The sequence below is a fragment of the Psychrobium sp. 1_MG-2023 genome, from assembly GCF_030689115.1.
In the GTDB taxonomy this organism is placed as follows: Bacteria; Pseudomonadota; Gammaproteobacteria; order Enterobacterales; family Psychrobiaceae; genus Psychrobium.
On sequence record NZ_JAUYVJ010000006.1, the window covers coordinates 29769 to 48764 of the forward strand.

Here is an 18996-nt window from a genome sequence, read left to right on the forward strand (position 1 = left end):
TTGATAATTAAGCCTTAAATTTTGTCTTCGTTTTGTTTCACTCAAATTCAATTAAGTGGCTGGTCTAATGTAGTGAAAGGCATGTTTGCAAGCTTCTCTTCTTACCTACCAAAATTTGTTCTAGAGTAGTTACAAAAAAAAGCATCTGTCGAAAAGTTGGTTGTAGCGTTTATATCTGTATAGTAGCGATTGTAATTATAGGCGCTATTTCTAGAAGGATCACCTCGTTGAACCAAGTCCTGAGCATCTAAAAATTGCCAAGCTATAGGAGGTGTAAACTGGAACATCTGTACTAATGCACTACAAAACCCTTGGCTAGCAGGGCTGTTATCTTCTACTGTTGTTGGGAATACATAGTTTACAAGTTTTTTATCGTATGATTCTAAGTTTCGTTTTGTTGAGAAGTACGAAATACCAGCAATTTCTTTATTCCTATTAACCCACTGTAGTAATAGACTCGGTATTATATACTCTTCGTTAAAGCTAGAGTCTTCGTTTGCTCGCGTATAACTTGAAGCAATAACTAATGGGTACAGAATAATTCTAGCCGCGATAACTTCATTAATATTATCATCATCACTTTCTAAACCGCTTGTTAGGTTATTTAAACTAAAGGCAAGATTTAATAATTTGATTCTACTCCCTTCAGATGTATCGTCTCTTAAAGCAAAATTACTAATATAAAGAGAATTAAGATCGGGGTAACTCATTTCTTGCCAACAAACGTATAAAGAAGCACCAAGATATAAACTCGGAACACCAGGAATGGAGTAACGTTGTCCACTTACTAAGTGCCTTAAATTGAAAGGAATATGGAAAAGATCCCCGAGCTCATGTAAATAGTTATTAGAAGGCCTAACTCTATATAAATATTGTTTTCTCGATAGGTTTTGTCCTGAAATTAGCTTTTGCAGAAGGTGGCGATTTCCATTTTCAAATAATGTATCTATTTGTGCATAAGCATCACCATAATGCCCACTAAGGTAAGCATTAACTGCTGCTAGTAAATGATCACATATCGGTTTTAAATGAGTTTTAAGCTTGCCAACTTCGTCTGAAATTTTAGAGTCATCGATATTAAGCTCATCTACAGCTGTCATATACTTATTAAGCCGCTGCCTTAAGTCAGCTCTATAGCTCTGGCCATTCGCGGCACTATGAGGGTGCCTTAGCTCTGGTTTATCAAGTACTCTCGCAATTTCTTTTAGCTCATTTCTTATTTGATAGGAGATATTTAATTTTTTATTTGAAACGTGTAGATTAAACAAGACTGCTAAAGCCCCTCTACATCCATACCATGCTCAGCTAACCACTTCTTCCTTTCTTTATAATCAGGCATAACACGTTCAACGCACAACCAAAACTCGCTACTGTGGCTTGGTTCAATCAAGTGGGAAAGCTCATGCACAACAACATATTCAGCAATTTTTGCTGGTAGTAAAATAGTTTTCCAGTGGAAATACAGCGTCTGATTTTTACCACAAGACCCCCAACGATAACCTAGGTCACGTACTTTTACTGCTGAGAACTCAACACTTAAACGGTTTCTAAATTCGTTAGCTTTTGCCTCTAACCATTTCAATCCTTTTGCTACATACCATTCGATAAATAGCTTTCGGGCATCCTCAATATTGCTTTTTGATAAATGAAAACGGCCATGATAAAACTTAAGTGGCTGTTCTTGTTCATCAACTAAGTTTAAGCGATAACTTCTGCCTAAATATAAAAAGCCTTCTCCTTGCACAAACTGTTTTTGACGCACGGTTTTATGCATTAGCGATTTTTCAGCAAGCTTTTGATAAACCCAGCTAAGTTTAGAGCGCACAAAATTCTCAAGTACATCTGTTTGCACAAGTGGTGGTGCGGTAAGTAATAAGCTGCTATCTCTATCCACAGTTAACTGCATCGTTTTACGACCAGCACTGTGTTTGACAGGTATAACTAAGTCTTCAATAGTTAAGGTCATACGGCCTCTAATTTATAGCTATTGGCTTTGGCAAGCTCTCTAAGCTTATCAACCAAAGGTTCAATATGATCAAAGTCAAGTAGCTCAGATTCATACAGGCTCTCAAATAAATATTGCTCTAGCTCTTCCTGTAAACCTAATCGATGCGGTTCCCAAAAACTGGTGGTGGTGATCTTATCTTGAATATGAGCAACCAATTTTTCAGTAAGTTCTATTAGTTGGGCTTCTAAGGCTAAATCGGGTTTGTCTTCACCACTTACTGCCACTTTTAACATGCGATAAAACGGCAAGTAATGCTCCGGAATATCCGGCAAGCCTTCTTCATGATTAGTAGAGCCAGAACGAACTTCATCAATAATTGTTTGTAACGCTTTGATCAATTCATCCCATTGGCCAACCATGTTATCTAATATTTGTTTTAGACGTTCGCTTAGTTTTTCATAATAAACAGGATCTTCATCAATATGCTGACTAACATGGCTTTTAATAGCATGCTCCATTTCAGAAGCAATCGCCTTTTTTTGCTCTTCAGTATCAGCACAATAAGTCGCAACTTGCTCACGCACTTCATCTACGCTTTTCTCAAAATGTGCATCGGTTAAATTAACTGGCGCTACTTTAGGGTCTATGCCCAATGAAATAATATGTTCGTCAATTAAAGTACGAACCTTAGCACCAACATCTTTACCTATCACCATGCTATCGCGATAACGCATTCTTGCACGGTTTTGTATCATCGCTAGTGCTTTGGCATCACCAGCAAAAGGTAAACCTTCTGGGCGTGGTAATACTTGCTCTAAGCTTTGTAAAAAGGTTTTTAATTTTACTGAAAACTCTTGTCGTAATCGTTCCGTGCTAAGTAATTGTACACAAGACTCTATATCATCAAGTGATTCAATTCCTTTACTGCGGAACATATCTACGGCACGAATATGTCGCTCTCTTAGGGCGGGAACTTCGTCTTTTAAACTGCGTAAAGCACCTTCTACATCTTCATCACTATAAGCAGCTAATGCAGCTTTTAGGTGATTAGCAACACCGTAATAGTCCACCACAATACCAAACTGCTTGCCGTAACCCGTTCGGTTAACCCTAGCAATTGTTTGTAATAATTCAGCTTCACGGATTGAGCGGTCTAAATACATCACACCTTCAATAGGAGCATCAAAGCCTGTTAACAACATTGATTTAACAATTAAGAACGAAAGCGGATCTGTGCCTGCTCCCGTTTGCTCAGCTTCAGCACCTAGTTCTTTATTCAGTAAAGGCTTTTTGAAACGTTCAATGGCTTTGTCTTGTTTGGCTCTATCTGTATGTTCTGCCCATTCTGGCCCATCGTTATTATCAGACGAAATAATGGTGGCAAATTCCATTCTGGCTAATACACTTTTATAACGCCATGCTTGGATCAACGCCTGTACTTTAGGAGACTTACGACAAAGGGTTTCGTTATCACACCCCTTTAACTCTTCAGGTAAGCGTTCGGCATCAAACAGCAACTTATCACGCGCATCCATAAGGGCTTTGTAGTAACGCACAGCAGCTAAGCGACTATATGCCACCACTTGCGCTTTATAGCCATTAGGTAAAATATTGGTAACATAGTGGCGTAGCATATCTGCTGCTTTTTCTTCAATGAGCAGTGTGGCTTCTAATACATTGCCTTTAGTCGCATACTTCTTTTTAATGGCTTCAAGTTCTTCTTCACTTTTATCGCTAAAAAAGTCTTCAAATAATTCATCTAAGCTAGAGCCATCTTTTACTGCACCATTTACCGTGCGACCTTCGTACAAAATAGGTACTGTAGCGCCATCCGCCTCGGCTTCTTTAATGGTGTACTTATCAATAAACTCACCAAACACTTCATGGGTGCGTTTTTTCTCACCCATAATGATTGGCGTGCCCGTAAACCCTATACGAGCACAGTTAGGAATACCTGAAAGCAAGTTAGCGTGCAAATCACCCGATTGCGTACGGTGTGCTTCATCCACCATAACCAAAATATCTTCACTGGCATTTAGCAATTCAAAAGGATCAGCTGCTTTTGCTTGTGACTCACGATATTTTTGGATCATCGCAAATACGATGCCGGGACCATCTTGCTTTAATAGGTTTTTAAGCGATCTATTATTGTTAGCAACCGAGACCATTTCATCGGTTAAAGAGGCTGTGCTTGAAAGTTGTTTTTGTAGGTCTTTTCTGTCGGTAACTATTACCACTTTAAAGCGGCGTAAGGCAATATCTGTACGTAGTTTTCTAATCAAAAACATCATAGTTAATGACTTACCCGAGCCTTGGGTATGCCACACGATACCGCCACGCCTATCGTATTCACCATCTTGTTTACGAGTTTTACCCGATAACAAACGCTGAACAGAACGCACTACACCACGATATTGCTGATAACGACAGACCATTTTGATGGTTTGCCCACCTTGATGTACAAACAAAATAAAGTGGCGAATAATATCTAACAGAGATTCAGGCATTAACATCCCAGCCACTAATCGCTGTTGCGCTGACAGGCCTGAAACACCTAGCTCTTTAGCGAGTGCTTTTTCACAACGCTTGGGCTCGCTCTGTGTAGCAATAGTTTTCCAAGGTTTATAAAACTCAGCTCTTGCACCAATAGTGCCCACTAAACATTGCTCAAAACTGGCGGCAATCATTAACTGGTTGGTATTAAATAGCTGAGGAGCGCCCTCATTATCTTCTACTTCACCACCAGCAAATCGTTGGTTCGAATAACGGCGCAGTTGATTAATCGCCGCAGCCATAGGTTCAGCACTATCAGGATTTTTACATTCAATCACGACTAACGGAATGCCATTAACCAATAACACTAAATCAGGAATAATATGTTTTTTACTGGTGTCATGCCCCGGTGGGCATTGCACCTTAAATTGGTTAATTACCGTAAAGGTATTATTTTCTGGCTTATCCCAGTCAATAAAATGAATACTACGGGCACGGCCACCATCCCAATAGGGCAAACCATCTACAATAATACCATTTGTTAGTAGCTCAGAAGCTTTTTGGTTAGCCTCCATCAACTTAGAAGCTGCAACACGACTAATAGCCGATATAGCCTGGTTAACGCGTTGCTCATCAAGCCATTCGATTTGCTCACCGTTAGCCAAGCTTCGCAAGTTTACCTTTACCAGTTGTTCGCGTAATAGTTTGGTTTGCAATACTTCAGCAAAATTATCGCGGCCAGCGACATTAGCATCATCTAAGCTGCCTTCAATATACTGCCAACCTTGTGCTTGAAGCTGTTTGATTAATGGTAATTCTGATTGTAGATATTCCGGACCCATAGTACTTCCTTTTAAATTCTTATTTTTAATTGACCTGCTCTGGTTGCAATAACATAGTGGTGCGGACTTTTCCGGTGAGTAAGTCATACATTACACCTGACTTTTCAAGCTTTAATTTTTTTAGATGAGCTAATTCATAGTCATATCTGTTGCATATTGAAGAATACCGCTCAACAATCAAAGGTTGTTCCTTTTTTGGAATGTACAAAAAAGGCAGTTCTCTTTGAGCCAAGATACCAATATATGCTCTAGTAGATTGGGCGGAGAGAGCGCTTAATGTTTTTTTAAAATATGAGCTTAAGAACCAGCAACTTAAATATTGAGGGACTAATTGTTCAGTATCACATCTGTAGTAGGTAACTTGTGGCGTTAGCATAAGTTTGTCACAGCTATCTGGTACAATAGCAACCTGGCCAACAGTACCTTTATGGCTAAGCAGCACATCATTGGCTTTGGAAAAGCCTATCCTAAGTGATTCATATTGTTTTTCTGTAATTCGATAACATTTTTCGAAGTTAACTTTATTATTTTGGATGTCATTTGCCATGACAAATGGCACCCCATCTTTTACGAAATCACTTGTTTTAGGGTGCATTTCGCCATGATTCCCATCTTGTACTTCAAGTATATATTTTTTAGTTATCGCATCACCGATACTCATATAATTCCAATCACATGGAATCCAACCTAGCTTAGATGATTTATATAATTCAGGGGCATCTTCATAACTTGGGCGAAGTTTACCGTCTCCATCAACACCACGTGTCAATAAATCATGTAACAGGCCTTGTTTTAGATGTTGTAATTTGGCAATAATACCTTCAGTTTCATTAATTTGGTTATCTAAAGTATCTAAAATTTCATTTATTTTATTTCGTTCGTTTTTCGGTGGTACAGGCAAATCTATATCAGAAAATTCAGCACCTGAAATCTCTAGGAATGTCGTGCCAGATGCACGTCTTTCTAACTCTGCCTTTAATAAACTTATAAAATGAAAGTAGTAATCCGCATCTTTAGGATCTTCAAATACAATGGATTTAAAGCCTTGATTGGTTGTCATAGGCACTTGGTTTATAACTCTTGCACCAAGTGTCGCTCTTGATGTAACCAATAATGAGCCCTCGGGTAATAAGTTTGCGCCGCTATTATTTAACCCCGAATCTGTAATATATTCAGAGGTTGATGATATATTTTTGCTTTTCAGTTTAGATACTTCACCTGGTGTTACCCAAGGAGTATTACCTTGCCAAAATGATGAAACAGCTCTTGATGGGGTACCACCACTTACAACAGTTCCTAATTCAGAAATTTTTTTTGTTTCCCAATCAGAGGGTAAGCTGTTTAGTAATGTTTGATAATTAGACATAACCTAACCTCGATAAATAACCATTAAGAGTGTTTGCTGCGGTGTTTCGTGAACTCTCAATCTGAGTCAATGTGATTTGATATTTATCCCACCAGTTTTCAATAGTCGCAATTAATTGCTGACGTTCAGTAGCAAGATAACGTTCAACGATACTCAACATATCTTGATAAAGTATGTTTAGTATCAACTTGGCAGCATCGTCTGAGCCTAGCTCATCGACTTTGGTGTTTAACTCACTTTCAAAGGCATCAGTTTTTGACTTTAAGCTTTTGGTGATTTTGGTACGCTGAGATTTCTGGGCTTTAATTTGCTTTTCGATACGAGCAATTTCTTCAGCTGATAGTATTTCTTTAGTATCAGCTTCATCGCCGTCTTCTTCGTCCTCATCTTTAGGTAACTTGGCAGTTAACGCTTTAATCGAACCATCTAACTCTGTTTTTTGCTGCTGTAAGCTTTGCAGTTCAGATAAAAACCCATCTAATAAGAAGCGTACTAGTTTGTGCTCTAGTGGGTCTGATTTACTTTTACCATCTTCCATCGCAGTAATGATACTGGTGCGCCATGCATCTACTACGCCTTTAGAGTCTCGTGCAATTAAAGTTAAAAAGTCATAGCGCTGTTGATACCAAAATTCCGCGATCATACCGCTAACTTGTGCATCACTTAACATACCAATAGGTTTTAAACTTTCAGTAAAGCTGTTGATCAGCTCTTTGCGCAGAGCGGCATATTCTTTATTTTTAGCAAGGGCGGTGATACTGAGTTTATGATTATTCCACCAAGTATCAAAGGCATCACGCATGGCTTGCTCTTGAGCAATAACATGAGCATTTTCATTCACAATAGATTTGATCGCTTGCTTGGAATCTATCACCGATGTGAATTCTTGATAGCCACTTTGACCTGCCTTAGGGATAAAAATATCTTCAGGTTTTAAGCCTTGGGCATCAAACAATGCTTTTTTACAGTTTATTTCATTGTCTGGAATACCACCTAATAAATGCGCTTTTACATCGTGTGGCTCTGGCGATGGTGAGTTATCAGCATAACGGCGAATACTAAGGTTATGGTTTTCTTCGCATAGTTTTTCATTGCTAACAATAGCAGCAAGCCCAGGAATATCTTTTTTTAGTTCATTAGATTCATAGGCTTCAAATATTGAAGCAATGCGCTCCATATTTGAAGGCATTAGGAAATTTTTTGCTCGACCTTCAAAGTATTCTTGGTCAGCATTGATAAACAAGACTTTGCCTTGCATATGTGCAGGTTTACCACTTATTTGATGGGCACCTTCAGAGACTTGTTGCCTAAAAATCATAATACAAGCTGGAATGTCTGTTCCATAGAATAGTTTTGGAGGTAATCCTATAACGGCTTCCAGTAAATCATCATTAATAATGCCAGCTCGAATATCTTTTTCTTCACTACCCCGGAATAATGCACCAAGGGGTAATACAGTCGCCACTCGGCCACCTTCAGCACATACCGCAAGCATATGCTGAACAAACATTAAATCAGCTTTTTTTGCACCCAGTGGTACTTGACCATATTTAAAACGTTCAGGGTGATCAGGCTGATAAATAAATTGGCCATCGTCATCAGTTTCTTTAGTACCAAAGCTAATAGAAAATGGTGGGTTAGCAAGAATGCGATCAAACTGAATCAGTTTACCTTCTGTTTTATGGCGAGGGTGCTCTAATGTATCGTCATTTTCCAAGCTGTTCGTCGTTAAACCGTGCAACAGCATATTCATTTTGGCAATTGACCACACAGTACCAGCCGCTTCTTGACCATAACAATCGAGTCTATAACCATCACCACCTTGTTCATCAATATACTCTTTTGAGGCTATGAGCATACCGCCAGAGCCACAACAAGGATCGTACACTTTATGGTTTTGCTCTGGTTTCATTAACCGAACCATTAAACGCACTACCGAACGAGGTGTGTAAAATTCACCGCCTTTTTTACCCGCTGAGTCGGCAAAATCACCGATTAAATACTCATAGGCAGCGCCGAGCAGATCAGGGAATTCAAAATCTTGGTTACGTAACCTGTGTTTATTGAAATGGGTAATTAGTTCACGTAGCTTGCGATCTGGCATCGCACTTTTACCAATTTTACGGTTAAAGTCGATGTACTCTAATACGTCTTGCAGCGAGCTATTACCTTGCTCTAAACCGCCAAGCGCTTCATTTAAGAAGTTACCGACATTTTTATGGGCTTCTTTGACTAGATGATCCCAACGTGATGTAGGAGGTACATAGAAAGTCTTTTTGTACCACATTTTAGTTTCAGCAATTTTTTCAGCTTCTGCTTGGCTTTTACCTTTTTCAAGCTGCGCTTTGATAACTTCTTCACGGCGCTCTTCAAAGATATCTGAACAACGCTTTAAAAACAGCATGCCAAAAATGTATTCTTTAAATTCTGATGCATCCATCTTGCCACGCAGAATGTCGGCGGCGTTAAATAGATGTCTTTCTAGTTGGGATAGGGTTAATGGCATAGTTTTACTTCTTAAAATGTGAATCAATGTATTCTAACAGTTCATAACCGTTCAGAGTTACCGATGCAGTACCGCGTCTTATAATAAGTTCAGTTGGCTCGTTATGAATTGTTCCATCTTTGTTTTTATTAGGCAGCAACACTGGCTTTGTGGCTGGTTTGCAATCAATTACAACAATTGTTTTGTCATCAACTTCAACCGAACAGTATTCGACCCAATTGTTATTTCGTTCACCGATCAAATTAGCTACATCTTGAGATAATCGTTTTATATAGGCTTCCGCTTTAATTTCTTTGATGTGTTGCATTTCTTTTTCAATACCACAGACCTGGCTATCATCTGTCACACCAATCAATAGCGTGCCACCATCAGTGTTTAGAAATGTAGCGATGTTTTTAGCAATTTTATATTGCTCTGCTTTACAACTTTTCTTGTATTCTTTATCGGTCTTTTTGAACTCACGACCTACATGATCTGCATTAACGAAAAATGTTTGTTTGAATTCAATTCGCTGTGTTTCGTTTATTTTAATGAGTTGTTTTACTCTGCTCACTTCATCTAACGTAGAGAGTTCATAAACGAAATCATCCGTTCTAGATTCAACCTCTTGGTAAAGTGCTGGCTTTGTAAGTAAGTCACTTTTATATGTGGTAAGTTGCTCTCTCGCCACATCTAACTTCCTGGCCAAGTCGATAATTCTATTTTGTTCGTTTTTTGATGGGATGAATATTGTTAAACTCTCAAGATCCTGCCTATTTAACATAGGCATCGTCGTACCACGAGGTAAATGGGATAGTGTTAATTTGCCAAGTTCAGATTCAAAAAATAATTTTACATATGCGCTTGAAACTATATTTTCATCAAACTGAATTTCGAAGAAATTCGACTTGTTTCTAGTACCTATCTCATCGTGTTCAATACACTGTTTTGTACCTCTTGCCATTTTACTAATAACTACGGTATTTGAACGAGGACTATCAGAAGGAGAGTTAATGGATTTTACTGCGCAGTTTTTACGGTTAGAGGAAAAAGCGTATTCTTTAAAGGCTTGATAATGTGCATTGAGTTCATTTATTCTTCTCAAAACAGGTGAATTATCAACATAGCACCTTACACTAAGATCATAATCATTATCACGAATCTCTTCTGTGTGAACTAGTTTTGAATAACTTCCTTCGGTTGCGTAAGAAAAGTATGCACTAGTCATTTTTTGGATATCTTCTGGACGTAACCGGTTCGCGTAGCGAACTTCAGTATAGTCATGTGAAGCATCAACAAATAAAGTCTGTTGTTTTCTCTCTTCTGGTTTGTTTTTATTAAGGACTAAAATAGCCGCTGGTATACCTGTACCATAAAACAGCCCTGATGGTAGAGCTATGACAGCTTCTAATAGGTCATCTTCAACCATACCAGAGCGAATTTGTTTTTCATCTGAACTCCTGAAAAGAGCTCCAAAAGGAACAACGGAAACTACTTTCCCGTTCGCTTTACAAGTAGCAAGCATATGCTGTAAAAACATTAAATCAGCTTTTTTAGAGCCTAATGGCACTGAACCATATTTAAACCTTTCAGGATATTTAAAATCGTCTTTTAAACTCTGCTCTCGGGTGCCAAAATTACAAGAAAAAGGAGGGATCGATAATGCTGTATCAAATTGTGCCAACTTTCCATCGCTATTTATATGAGCTGGGCTTTCTAAGGTGTCGTCATTAGTGAGGTGGCTTAGTGGAACACCTGAAAAGAGCAGGTTCATTTTAGCAATAGACCAGGTTACTCCAGCAACTTCTTGTCCGTAAAGATCTAAATTAACATTGCCACCTGTCTTGCTGGCTATGTGCTTTTTTGCTTCAACAAGCATGCTAGCAGAGCCACAGAAGGGATCGTAGATAGAGGTATTATTTTCAGGGTTAGCCAGCTTTACCAGTAATTTAACTATTGCTCTTGGTGTATAAAATTCTCCAGCTTTTTTTCCAGCACTTTCAGCAAAATAGCCTAATAACGACTCAAAAGCTTCGCCTAATACATCTGAATTTTCTAGATTTTTATCAGAAAAATTTAACTGGTCGAAGTGATTGATAAACTCACGTAGAAGAGCATCTGTTAATGGCTTTTTTCCTGTTCTACGGTTGAAGTCTATATATTCTAAAACATCTTGTAGTGAACTATTACCTTGTTCCAACCCACCCAGCGCTTCATTTAAATGGTTTCCAATATTTTGATGAGCTTGACTGATGAGGTAGCTCCAACGAGACGTTGGTGGCACATAAAATGAGCTTTTGTACCACATCTTGTCTTCTGCTATTTTAACCGCTTCTCCTTTCTCTTTTCCTTTTAACAGCTGTTCATTTATTACTTCTGCACGGCGTTCTTCGAATGTATCGTTACATCGTTTTAGAAACAGCATACCAAAGATATATTCTTTAACATCGTAGGAATCATTTCTACCACGAATAAGATCCGTAGCTTTGAAAAGGTGATTTTCTAATTCTGGCTGAGTTATCTTCATGTATCAGCCTTCAAAAAATTCTTCATCGATTTTCTTTAGGTGCAATACCTGTTCGTCTCGGCTGCCGATATTGTAGCGCAGCATGAGTTTTGCTAATTCTGTTCCATTGATAAGTACGATACGTGTACCTAAATCTTGTGCCGTTTTTTTTGCTGATGCAGTGAATTCAGATGTTGTAATGAAGATACCTTTTTGTGCTTTCTTAAGGTTTAAAGCGCCAAAGAAATCACGGATATCACCAGCACTAACATTATTGCCTTCTGCATAACGCTTAGCTTGTATGTATATCTGATCCACGCCTAAAGGGTCTTGATCTATAACACCATCAATGCCGTTATCACCAGTTTTTCCTAGTGCATGAGCAGCGCCTTCACCGGTACCACCATATCCCATGGCGATCAGGAGCTCTATAAGTAAGTCTTCAAAAAAAGCAGGCGTGACTTTACGAGTGCGTTCTAGAATATCTTGAGCTAACGAGTTGTTAATGGTTTTATATGCCAAGCGGAGTGCTTCATCAGGCGTGATGTCATCAATATCATCATTGACTTCGATATCATGGCTAGTGGTTACATTTTTTTGGTCTTTAAAGGCAATAAATTCATCAAACTGTTTTAAGTATTTGTTATCAATAACAGCTTGTTTATCTTTAAGTGCATTAATACCACGGTCGGTAATTTTAAAGTGAGCACGTCTAGTTACTTCCAGTAAACCAGCTTTAGAAAGATAGGTACGCGCCCAACCAACTCTGTTATCAAGAATACTTTGCTTGCCGCTCGGTAATGTTTCTTCACGCTCGTCTTCAGTAAGATTAAACTTATCAGCAAGCTCATTGATGATGTTACGAAGTTTTATTTCTTTTCCGTTAGCAGCTAGTGCGACTTCTAAAAAGGGGCGCATAAATTCTTGGTAATTGGGTATCACTAACTTTCCTTATTACTGTTTACCTGGTTTAAGTTCTTTTTATCTTCTATCCATTTGTCCAAATCAACACGCTTAAATCGCCAACTTCCGCCTACTTTAAATCCTGGTAATTTGCCTTCACTTGCTAATCGGTAAGCCGTTTTTTCATTCAGCTTTAGATACTCTGCAAGCTCTTGAATCGTCAATATTTCATCTTTCATGGCTAGGTTTTGCATTAACTCATAAAACTGATTAAAGCGATATTATGAGAAAATTGAGGAATGCTCAACGTTTGCTTTGTTAATTAGTGAAATATTATGTGATTGAGAAAAAATTAAGAAATATCGGCAAATTAGTTAGTTACGTTGCTAGCTTTATATTTTGACATTCTTTTTGTGACAAATTTTAGTGTTTTTGCCATTTTAATAAATATCTATATATTATATATCACATTGTTTTAACTGGATTTTATTTGATTTTAATTGGTGTTTTAGCTACCTTTTTAGATAGTCTTATCAAAAAGGTTATTTCCAATGTTTAGTCACAAATTACAAATACACACTTCAAAAAATAACCTAAGTCAAAGCTGAGAGTCGAACATGGGGAAGCGGATAAAAAAGCCGACACTCCGGTCGCAAGCAAATTGGTATAAGGTGCATCGCGATAGTATCGAAATAGAGGGTTTGGTATATGAGCCATTTTGGCGCACGGATGACATACCTAGCAGTGGTGTTAAAACCAAAGTTCCACACTTTTCAACGCGCCACCGAATTGTGCACCTACTTTCACAAAATGAGCTGTGGATGTATTTACATCTAGTACGTAACCCATTGGTGCTAGAGATATATGAGCAATTTGCAATCCCACTAGAAATCTCTGTACCTTTAGCTAAGCAGCTCGAAGTAAGGCACCCAGTATATATAGGTACTAACGTTCCCATTATACAAACCATAGATTTTGTTGCTGACATGGTCGAACCTGAAACGGGAGAGGTTTACCAAAAAGCGTTTCCTGTTAAGCAGCCTAATGACGCTTTACGTTTTCTGACTATAGAAAAACAGGCTCTTCAAGAAGCATATTGACTATCAGTTAGTTACCAGTGAGGTACTTCGCACCGTTCATAGTGAATGTAGTGGTAAAGTTGTTTCTGTACACACTTAACGAATCATACTAACGAGTTCACCATAGGCCCTCTTGATAAATATTCAAATATTTATCAAGAGGGCCTAACAATCGGAGTTAGCAACTCAGCATTTTACTAAAAAATATTACTTACTGCTTTTTGCAATTCTCTTTTTGAAGACTCTGAAATTTTTGGTAATGAAATACCTGTATATCCACCAACCATAGCAGGGCCGTATCCATCCCACTCTCCACCAGTGTCACTATTAATTGCAATGTGAGCATCTTTCGTTACATCTATGTCACTCGATAGCCCGAAGTAATACCAAAGCCACTTTTCTTCATCTGAGCAGAGATATCCGATAATATCAGCGATCATTTCTTTATTTGGGTTTAAAATAGCTTCAGCTTTATACCAGTCCATATACAATTCAGGAGAAACAACCTTATCCCCTATATCTCGATAGTGCTGAATAAATTCAAATGCTTCAATTACTGTATATGGGCTTTGAGAAAAGAATGATGTCCATTGCCCTCTTTGTCCTTGATGAAATTTATTCGCGGTACCTTTAATAGATGAGGGGCTAGGTAATAATGATGACTCATTATTACAATCATTCAGTAGGTGCTCTACAAGCTCTCGGTAACATTGGATATGTAGGTAATTATTAGCAATCCCTAATTGTATGTCGCTTAGCTTATGGTTTGCTAATCTCTTGCTATGCCAATATTCACCACTTCTATTATCAAGGTCATCTTCGTATTCAGCCAGCACTTCAGCGGTTAATACCAAGCCGATTAACTTCGCTTCAACATCCTGCTTTTGGGCAAGCGCTTTAATGATCTCTAGAGTTCTTGATGAGGCAAGCCTTTCTTCATACGAAGAGTTCACGTAATAGTGCCAAATGTCATCAACACTAATATTATTTAATTCCCCCCACAGTTTTGCCGTGTGCTGGCTTATCAACAATGCATTGGCAGCGCCAAAGCTCATATCGAGCATCCGCTCAAAGCACCTGCCAGTGGCTAGCTCTTCATCGGTTAGTTGGAATTCATCTGCTGACTGAAAAGCAGCATAGCTGTTAAAGCCACAAAACGAAGCGATAGCCTCATACAGATGGCTCTTCTTGACTGTAGGGATGGTTTTCTTTAATTCAGAATGAGTAGTGTGAACTAACGCTTTTAAATTTTTCATAAACATTTCCATATGCTTGAGACAGTATCCTGTTATCAATCATTGTTACACGCGATTACAACATGATCTCTCAAGCCATGTCTAAATCTATAAAAATGTTTTGGTGTTGTTCATACTTTTTAGGTATTTGCTCTTTTTCACTCGCGTGCAAGTGTGGCTAGCGCCAATTGCAACAATAATGTGTTGATTGAAAATTAGCAATAAGTTTTAAGAAATAATTAACATATCACTCACTTTCACCTTTTTGGAAATGACAAATTTTTTTCTTTGCCCCAAAGTCGCTTTTAGTCTAAAAAGAGTCATATTTTAAAATGCATAATATTAACCTTCATTCCCCCAGTGATAGGATTATTATCGCCTTTAAATCAAGCACCCACCAAAACCATAAAACCCATTTACAAGCCATCCATTAGGTTGCTATGCTTGTTGCGGGTTTGCAGGACGCCCAATCTCGTGAAAGTGAACACACCTGTGATGTAAGACAACACTTACTGACTCTTCGATCCGGCCCTTAACGAGACAGGCCAATAGTACGATGGAGTTTGTATGTACAATCAAAAACAGCCTCAAGGTTCAATACCACTGAGCCAAGGCAAAACTAATCCGCACATTGACGCCCTATTACGCGAAGCAAAAAAGTTACATCGCGCAGCAAAAACAGGCTCAATATCCCAAGCATTACCCGTGTTAAGACGCCTTCATGCAACCAATGTTTGCTATGACCAGTCTATCACTAGCCTCTTTAAAATACGCCACACCTTGCAACGTAAACATTTCTTAAGAATGTTAGCGATTGAGGCCGGCTACCCTAGCTGGGAACAATATAAACCCGCCCTGCTAACTACGCCCACTCAAGATACCGATCTTGCCAGCTACACCAGCGATGACATATCACAACTTAATTTATGGTTTTCAACTCAACGGCAAGCCCGTGAATATGCCAAAGAGAACGGGGGCAAAGTGCTTGCTTATGGTCAGCAAGCGGTAGTGGTTAGATAAAATAGAGGATTGCTAGATAGTCTAGTGAATACCAAGGTAACCCAGCGTTAAGCCGAGCATTGCTCTGCGGACTAACGTAGCGGGTTACCTTGATTCATCAGCGTGACACTAAAATTGCCCCGTTAATGTTAGCGAGTAATTTGGGGCGAATTCATTGGTGCGCTTCTCGTGTCTTAGCACATCAGTTTGCGCAAAGTGTCCGCTGTGGCGTCTCTTATACACGGTGTATTTGTTGTTAAGCAAACTATCACCGGCTAAACGTAACTTAAAGTGCTGATTAATGCGGTAGTCAAAATAAGCATTAGCGGTCATTTCACTATTCACTCGGCCAGCGTAATCATAGTAATAGAATTGATGGGGAGTTTTATTGGTTAGCGCTAAACTAAACGACAGCCCCGGTAATAATTCATTTTGATTGATCTTGGCGTTCCACTTATTCTTGTTAACACGTTCGAGTGTGGTGTTATGTTGCAAAAATGGATTGTGCATTTCGCTGTCTCGCCATGTATAACTCGCACTAATCACGGTATTTTCCAATCCAATAACATCCAAGCCAAAGCTGGTATCTAACTTAAGACCGTATTCTTTACCGCTATCGATGTTGCCATCGCCTGAGCGCACAGCCAATGGCACTTCAGTGCGTAGGTCACTAATCTTATGGTAATACGGGGTTAAAGTAATGCTGCCACTCGTCGCCAGCCACTGCTTTTCAACACTCACGGATAACTCATCGCGCACCTCCGGTTTAAGGTCGGGGTTGGTTTCTTCTAATCGCGACTCAAAGCGGTTAAACCACGGCACAAAGTCATTCAAAGCTAATTGACTGACGGTCCGTTCATAGTTAACGCGCAATTGATAGATATCATTAACATCGTAACGTAAGTTGATACGGGGTTTTAAATAAGAAAAACGTCGTGATGACTGGCTTTCAACATGGCTGGTTGTTGCTGTTGTTAACGTCACATCGGTCGCAACCTCCATGGTTGAGCGCTCATAAACCAGCGATGACTGAAAGTTTAGCTGTGGCGAAATAGCAAAATTATAATGAGTAAAGGCTTCATAACGCGTCTCTTTGATATTATTGAGCTCTGTCGACTGATACGGCGTTGCAGATTGCTTGATATACTTTAGCACCTCATCACGCTGATTAATCGCCACCTCAACCCCTGAATCAAACGAGTGACGCGAGTCCCATTGATACTTCCAATTACCTCGTAATACATCTTCCGAGGCAGTATAGAGTCGAGGTAGTTGAAACTCATTACTTGGTCGTGACGCGGTTTGCCAAATTTTATCATCTGCATCGGTGTGATTAGTAATAAACAACAACTTTAACTGATTGTCTTGATTGAGTTCGTGGGTAATATCACCACTAATTTCCCAATCATCCTTGCCCCAATCATAGCTAAGTAACTTGGTGGATTGATCGCCAGTTATCCAATCATCAATGTCACTCGCCACTTCACTATCAAAAGACACCTGTGCGTATAGCGCATTCAGTTGTAGCGCGGTCTGTGCTGAGTAGTTATATTCCAGCTTGCCAGAGAGTTGATTTTTTTGATACCAACTGCGGCGATGGCGCTCTTCGGTATCAGTTAGTCCCCCTTGTGGCGACCTAAACTGTTCAACACTGGTAATAACCGTCGGGTCAATATCTCTGGTTAACCCTAAACGATAAATAACATCACCGCTGCTAGCACTGTAAACAACGGAGCCGTATTGTTTTGATTCTAGGCCAGAGGATGTTTGAGCGCCAAGCGACCATAAGGTAGAAGACTCAACCTCTTTTTTTAACGCCACATTAATAATTAAACCGTTACTTTGTACATCTAAATCTGAACGAGAACCACGAATAAGTTCAATATAGTCAACATCTTGCGCCTTAATATTACTTAACTCTTTATCAAGATTATTACCTTTTCCAGACACACGCTTACTGTTTATTAATATTTGATCACCCGCCGAGCCAAAACCACGACTCTGTGAGGCATTATTCATCGCAATTAATAGGTTATTGGCCCCTGGAATATTGTCTAAAATGTCGCGCAGTGTGTGAGGCTCAAATGCCATAAAAAACTCGGCATTATATATATCAACATCGCCTTGGGTTAGCGAATTTGAGTCGGCGAAAACGGGTCCTGACAGCCCTAATAATAACGTTGCCACGCCAAAATAACGGGCTGGGGTCATTGCCTTACTTGCACCAGAATACGCTTGTTGCGATAAAGTAGTTTGAATAGCACGGTCTAACATATCTAGACTCCTTTGATTAGAACCCTTGCTACATTAGTGAGTTAGTCCCCATACAAACAGGCATCAAAAGTAAAAACTTAACCATAAAAAGTTTACAAAACTTTGCATTGGCTAAGGGATTAACAATGATATAGTCACGGAGTATTTCTTTTGAGTGGCGCAGTATGAACATTAAACCGACCTTACTTATCGTGGAAGATGAGCCGAGCATTTTGCGTGGCTTAACTGACCTCTTTGTCTTTCATGGCTATGACGTTGATAGTGAAAGTGATGGTCAACAAGGGTTAGAGCGCGGCCTCAATGGTCAATACAATTGCATTATCTTAGATGTGATGCTGCCTTCACTTAATGGTTTTGAAATTTGTCACCGTCTACGTCAGCACTCACCCAATCAAGCTATTTTGATGTTAACGGCTAAGAATGCAGAAGAGGATATTATCAATGGCTTAACCTTAGGCGCAGATGATTATGTCGCTAAGCCATTTTCAACATCGGAGCTGGTATTAAGAGTCAACGCACTGGTTCGCCGCTCTGGGATCTCCAACGCCCAACATCAGCTGCAAATAGGTGATGATGTCACCCTATGTACTCACCAATTAGTCGGTGTCTCTTATCAACAAAAAATGCAATACACACGCCGTGAAGTTTCGATATTAAGTTACTTAAATAAAAAGAAAAAAGCGGTATCTCGTGATGAGTTGCTCAAAGAAGTATGGGGCTATAAATCAACCGAACATATTGATACCCGGACCGTCGATATTCACATTGCTAAAATCCGCAAAAAGATAGAACAAGATCCTAAGTCTCCCCAATTTTTAGTGACCCTGCGCGGAGAAGGCTATCAACTTTTTGGTAGTCAGGTATAG

At 39.2% G+C, this 18996-nt stretch carries 13 protein-coding genes; 3 read left to right on the top strand and 10 right to left on the bottom strand.

Features of this window, described 5'->3' with window-relative positions; translation table 11 throughout:
* Positions 1–101 precede the first annotated feature (101 nt).
* From Q8W26_RS04540 to Q8W26_RS04575, 8 genes are read right to left on the bottom strand one after another with little or no spacing between them, the layout of a single operon-like run.
* Complete coding sequence (locus tag Q8W26_RS04540) at positions 102–1268, bottom strand: hypothetical protein (RefSeq protein WP_305472433.1); 1167 nt, start codon at positions 1266–1268, stop codon at positions 102–104.
* A 5-nt stretch (positions 1269–1273) separates the two neighbouring features.
* Positions 1274–1966 carry a M48 family metallopeptidase gene (locus Q8W26_RS04545; RefSeq protein ID WP_305472435.1) on the bottom strand — a complete coding sequence of 231 codons (693 nt, stop codon included), beginning with the start codon at positions 1964–1966 and terminating at the stop codon, positions 1274–1276.
* Positions 1963–5283 carry a type I restriction endonuclease subunit R gene (locus tag Q8W26_RS04550; protein WP_305472436.1) on the bottom strand — a complete coding sequence of 1107 codons (3321 nt, stop codon included), beginning with the start codon at positions 5281–5283 and terminating at the stop codon, positions 1963–1965. Before Q8W26_RS04550 ends, Q8W26_RS04545 begins: the two co-directional genes overlap by 4 nt.
* A gap of 25 nt (positions 5284–5308) precedes the next feature.
* Positions 5309–6649: a restriction endonuclease subunit S gene (locus Q8W26_RS04555; protein ID WP_305472438.1), complete on the bottom strand. Its 1341-nt coding sequence runs from the start codon at positions 6647–6649 to the stop codon at positions 5309–5311.
* Positions 6642–9155, bottom strand: coding sequence for an N-6 DNA methylase (locus Q8W26_RS04560; RefSeq protein WP_305472440.1), 2514 nt, complete (start codon positions 9153–9155; stop codon positions 6642–6644). Before Q8W26_RS04560 ends, Q8W26_RS04555 begins: the two co-directional genes overlap by 8 nt.
* Before the next feature lie 4 nt (positions 9156–9159).
* Positions 9160–11661: an N-6 DNA methylase gene (locus tag Q8W26_RS04565; RefSeq protein ID WP_305472442.1), complete on the bottom strand. Its 2502-nt coding sequence runs from the start codon at positions 11659–11661 to the stop codon at positions 9160–9162.
* Between the two features lie 3 nt (positions 11662–11664).
* Positions 11665–12582 carry a restriction endonuclease gene (locus Q8W26_RS04570; protein ID WP_305472444.1) on the bottom strand — a complete coding sequence of 306 codons (918 nt, stop codon included), beginning with the start codon at positions 12580–12582 and terminating at the stop codon, positions 11665–11667.
* Positions 12582–12782: a helix-turn-helix domain-containing protein gene (locus Q8W26_RS04575; protein ID WP_305472546.1), complete on the bottom strand. Its 201-nt coding sequence runs from the start codon at positions 12780–12782 to the stop codon at positions 12582–12584. Before Q8W26_RS04575 ends, Q8W26_RS04570 begins: the two co-directional genes overlap by 1 nt.
* A 378-nt stretch (positions 12783–13160) precedes the next feature.
* Here Q8W26_RS04575 and Q8W26_RS04580 point away from each other — a divergent pair, with 378 nt between their 5' ends.
* A complete protein-coding gene (locus Q8W26_RS04580; RefSeq protein ID WP_305472446.1) occupies positions 13161–13643 on the top strand; it encodes a TnsA endonuclease N-terminal domain-containing protein in 483 nt (160 codons plus the stop codon).
* Between the two features lie 176 nt (positions 13644–13819).
* Here Q8W26_RS04580 and Q8W26_RS04585 read toward each other — a convergent pair whose 3' ends face one another.
* Positions 13820–14878 (bottom strand): hypothetical protein, encoded by a 1059-nt coding sequence (locus Q8W26_RS04585; protein ID WP_305472448.1) that lies wholly within the window; start codon positions 14876–14878, stop codon positions 13820–13822.
* 546 nt (positions 14879–15424) lie between these two features.
* Here Q8W26_RS04585 and Q8W26_RS04590 point away from each other — a divergent pair.
* Entirely contained in the window at positions 15425–15877 is a 453-nt protein-coding gene (locus Q8W26_RS04590; protein ID WP_305472450.1) for a hypothetical protein, read from the top strand.
* 108 nt (positions 15878–15985) lie between these two features.
* Here Q8W26_RS04590 and Q8W26_RS04595 read toward each other — a convergent pair whose 3' ends face one another.
* Positions 15986–18130, bottom strand: a complete 2145-nt coding sequence (locus Q8W26_RS04595; protein ID WP_305472452.1) for a TonB-dependent siderophore receptor — start codon at positions 18128–18130, stop codon at positions 15986–15988.
* Positions 18131–18294: 164 nt separating this feature from the next.
* Between Q8W26_RS04595 and Q8W26_RS04600 the strand changes: the two genes are divergently transcribed.
* On the top strand, positions 18295–18996 hold the full coding sequence (locus Q8W26_RS04600) for a response regulator transcription factor (protein ID WP_305472454.1): 702 nt from the start codon (positions 18295–18297) through the stop codon (positions 18994–18996).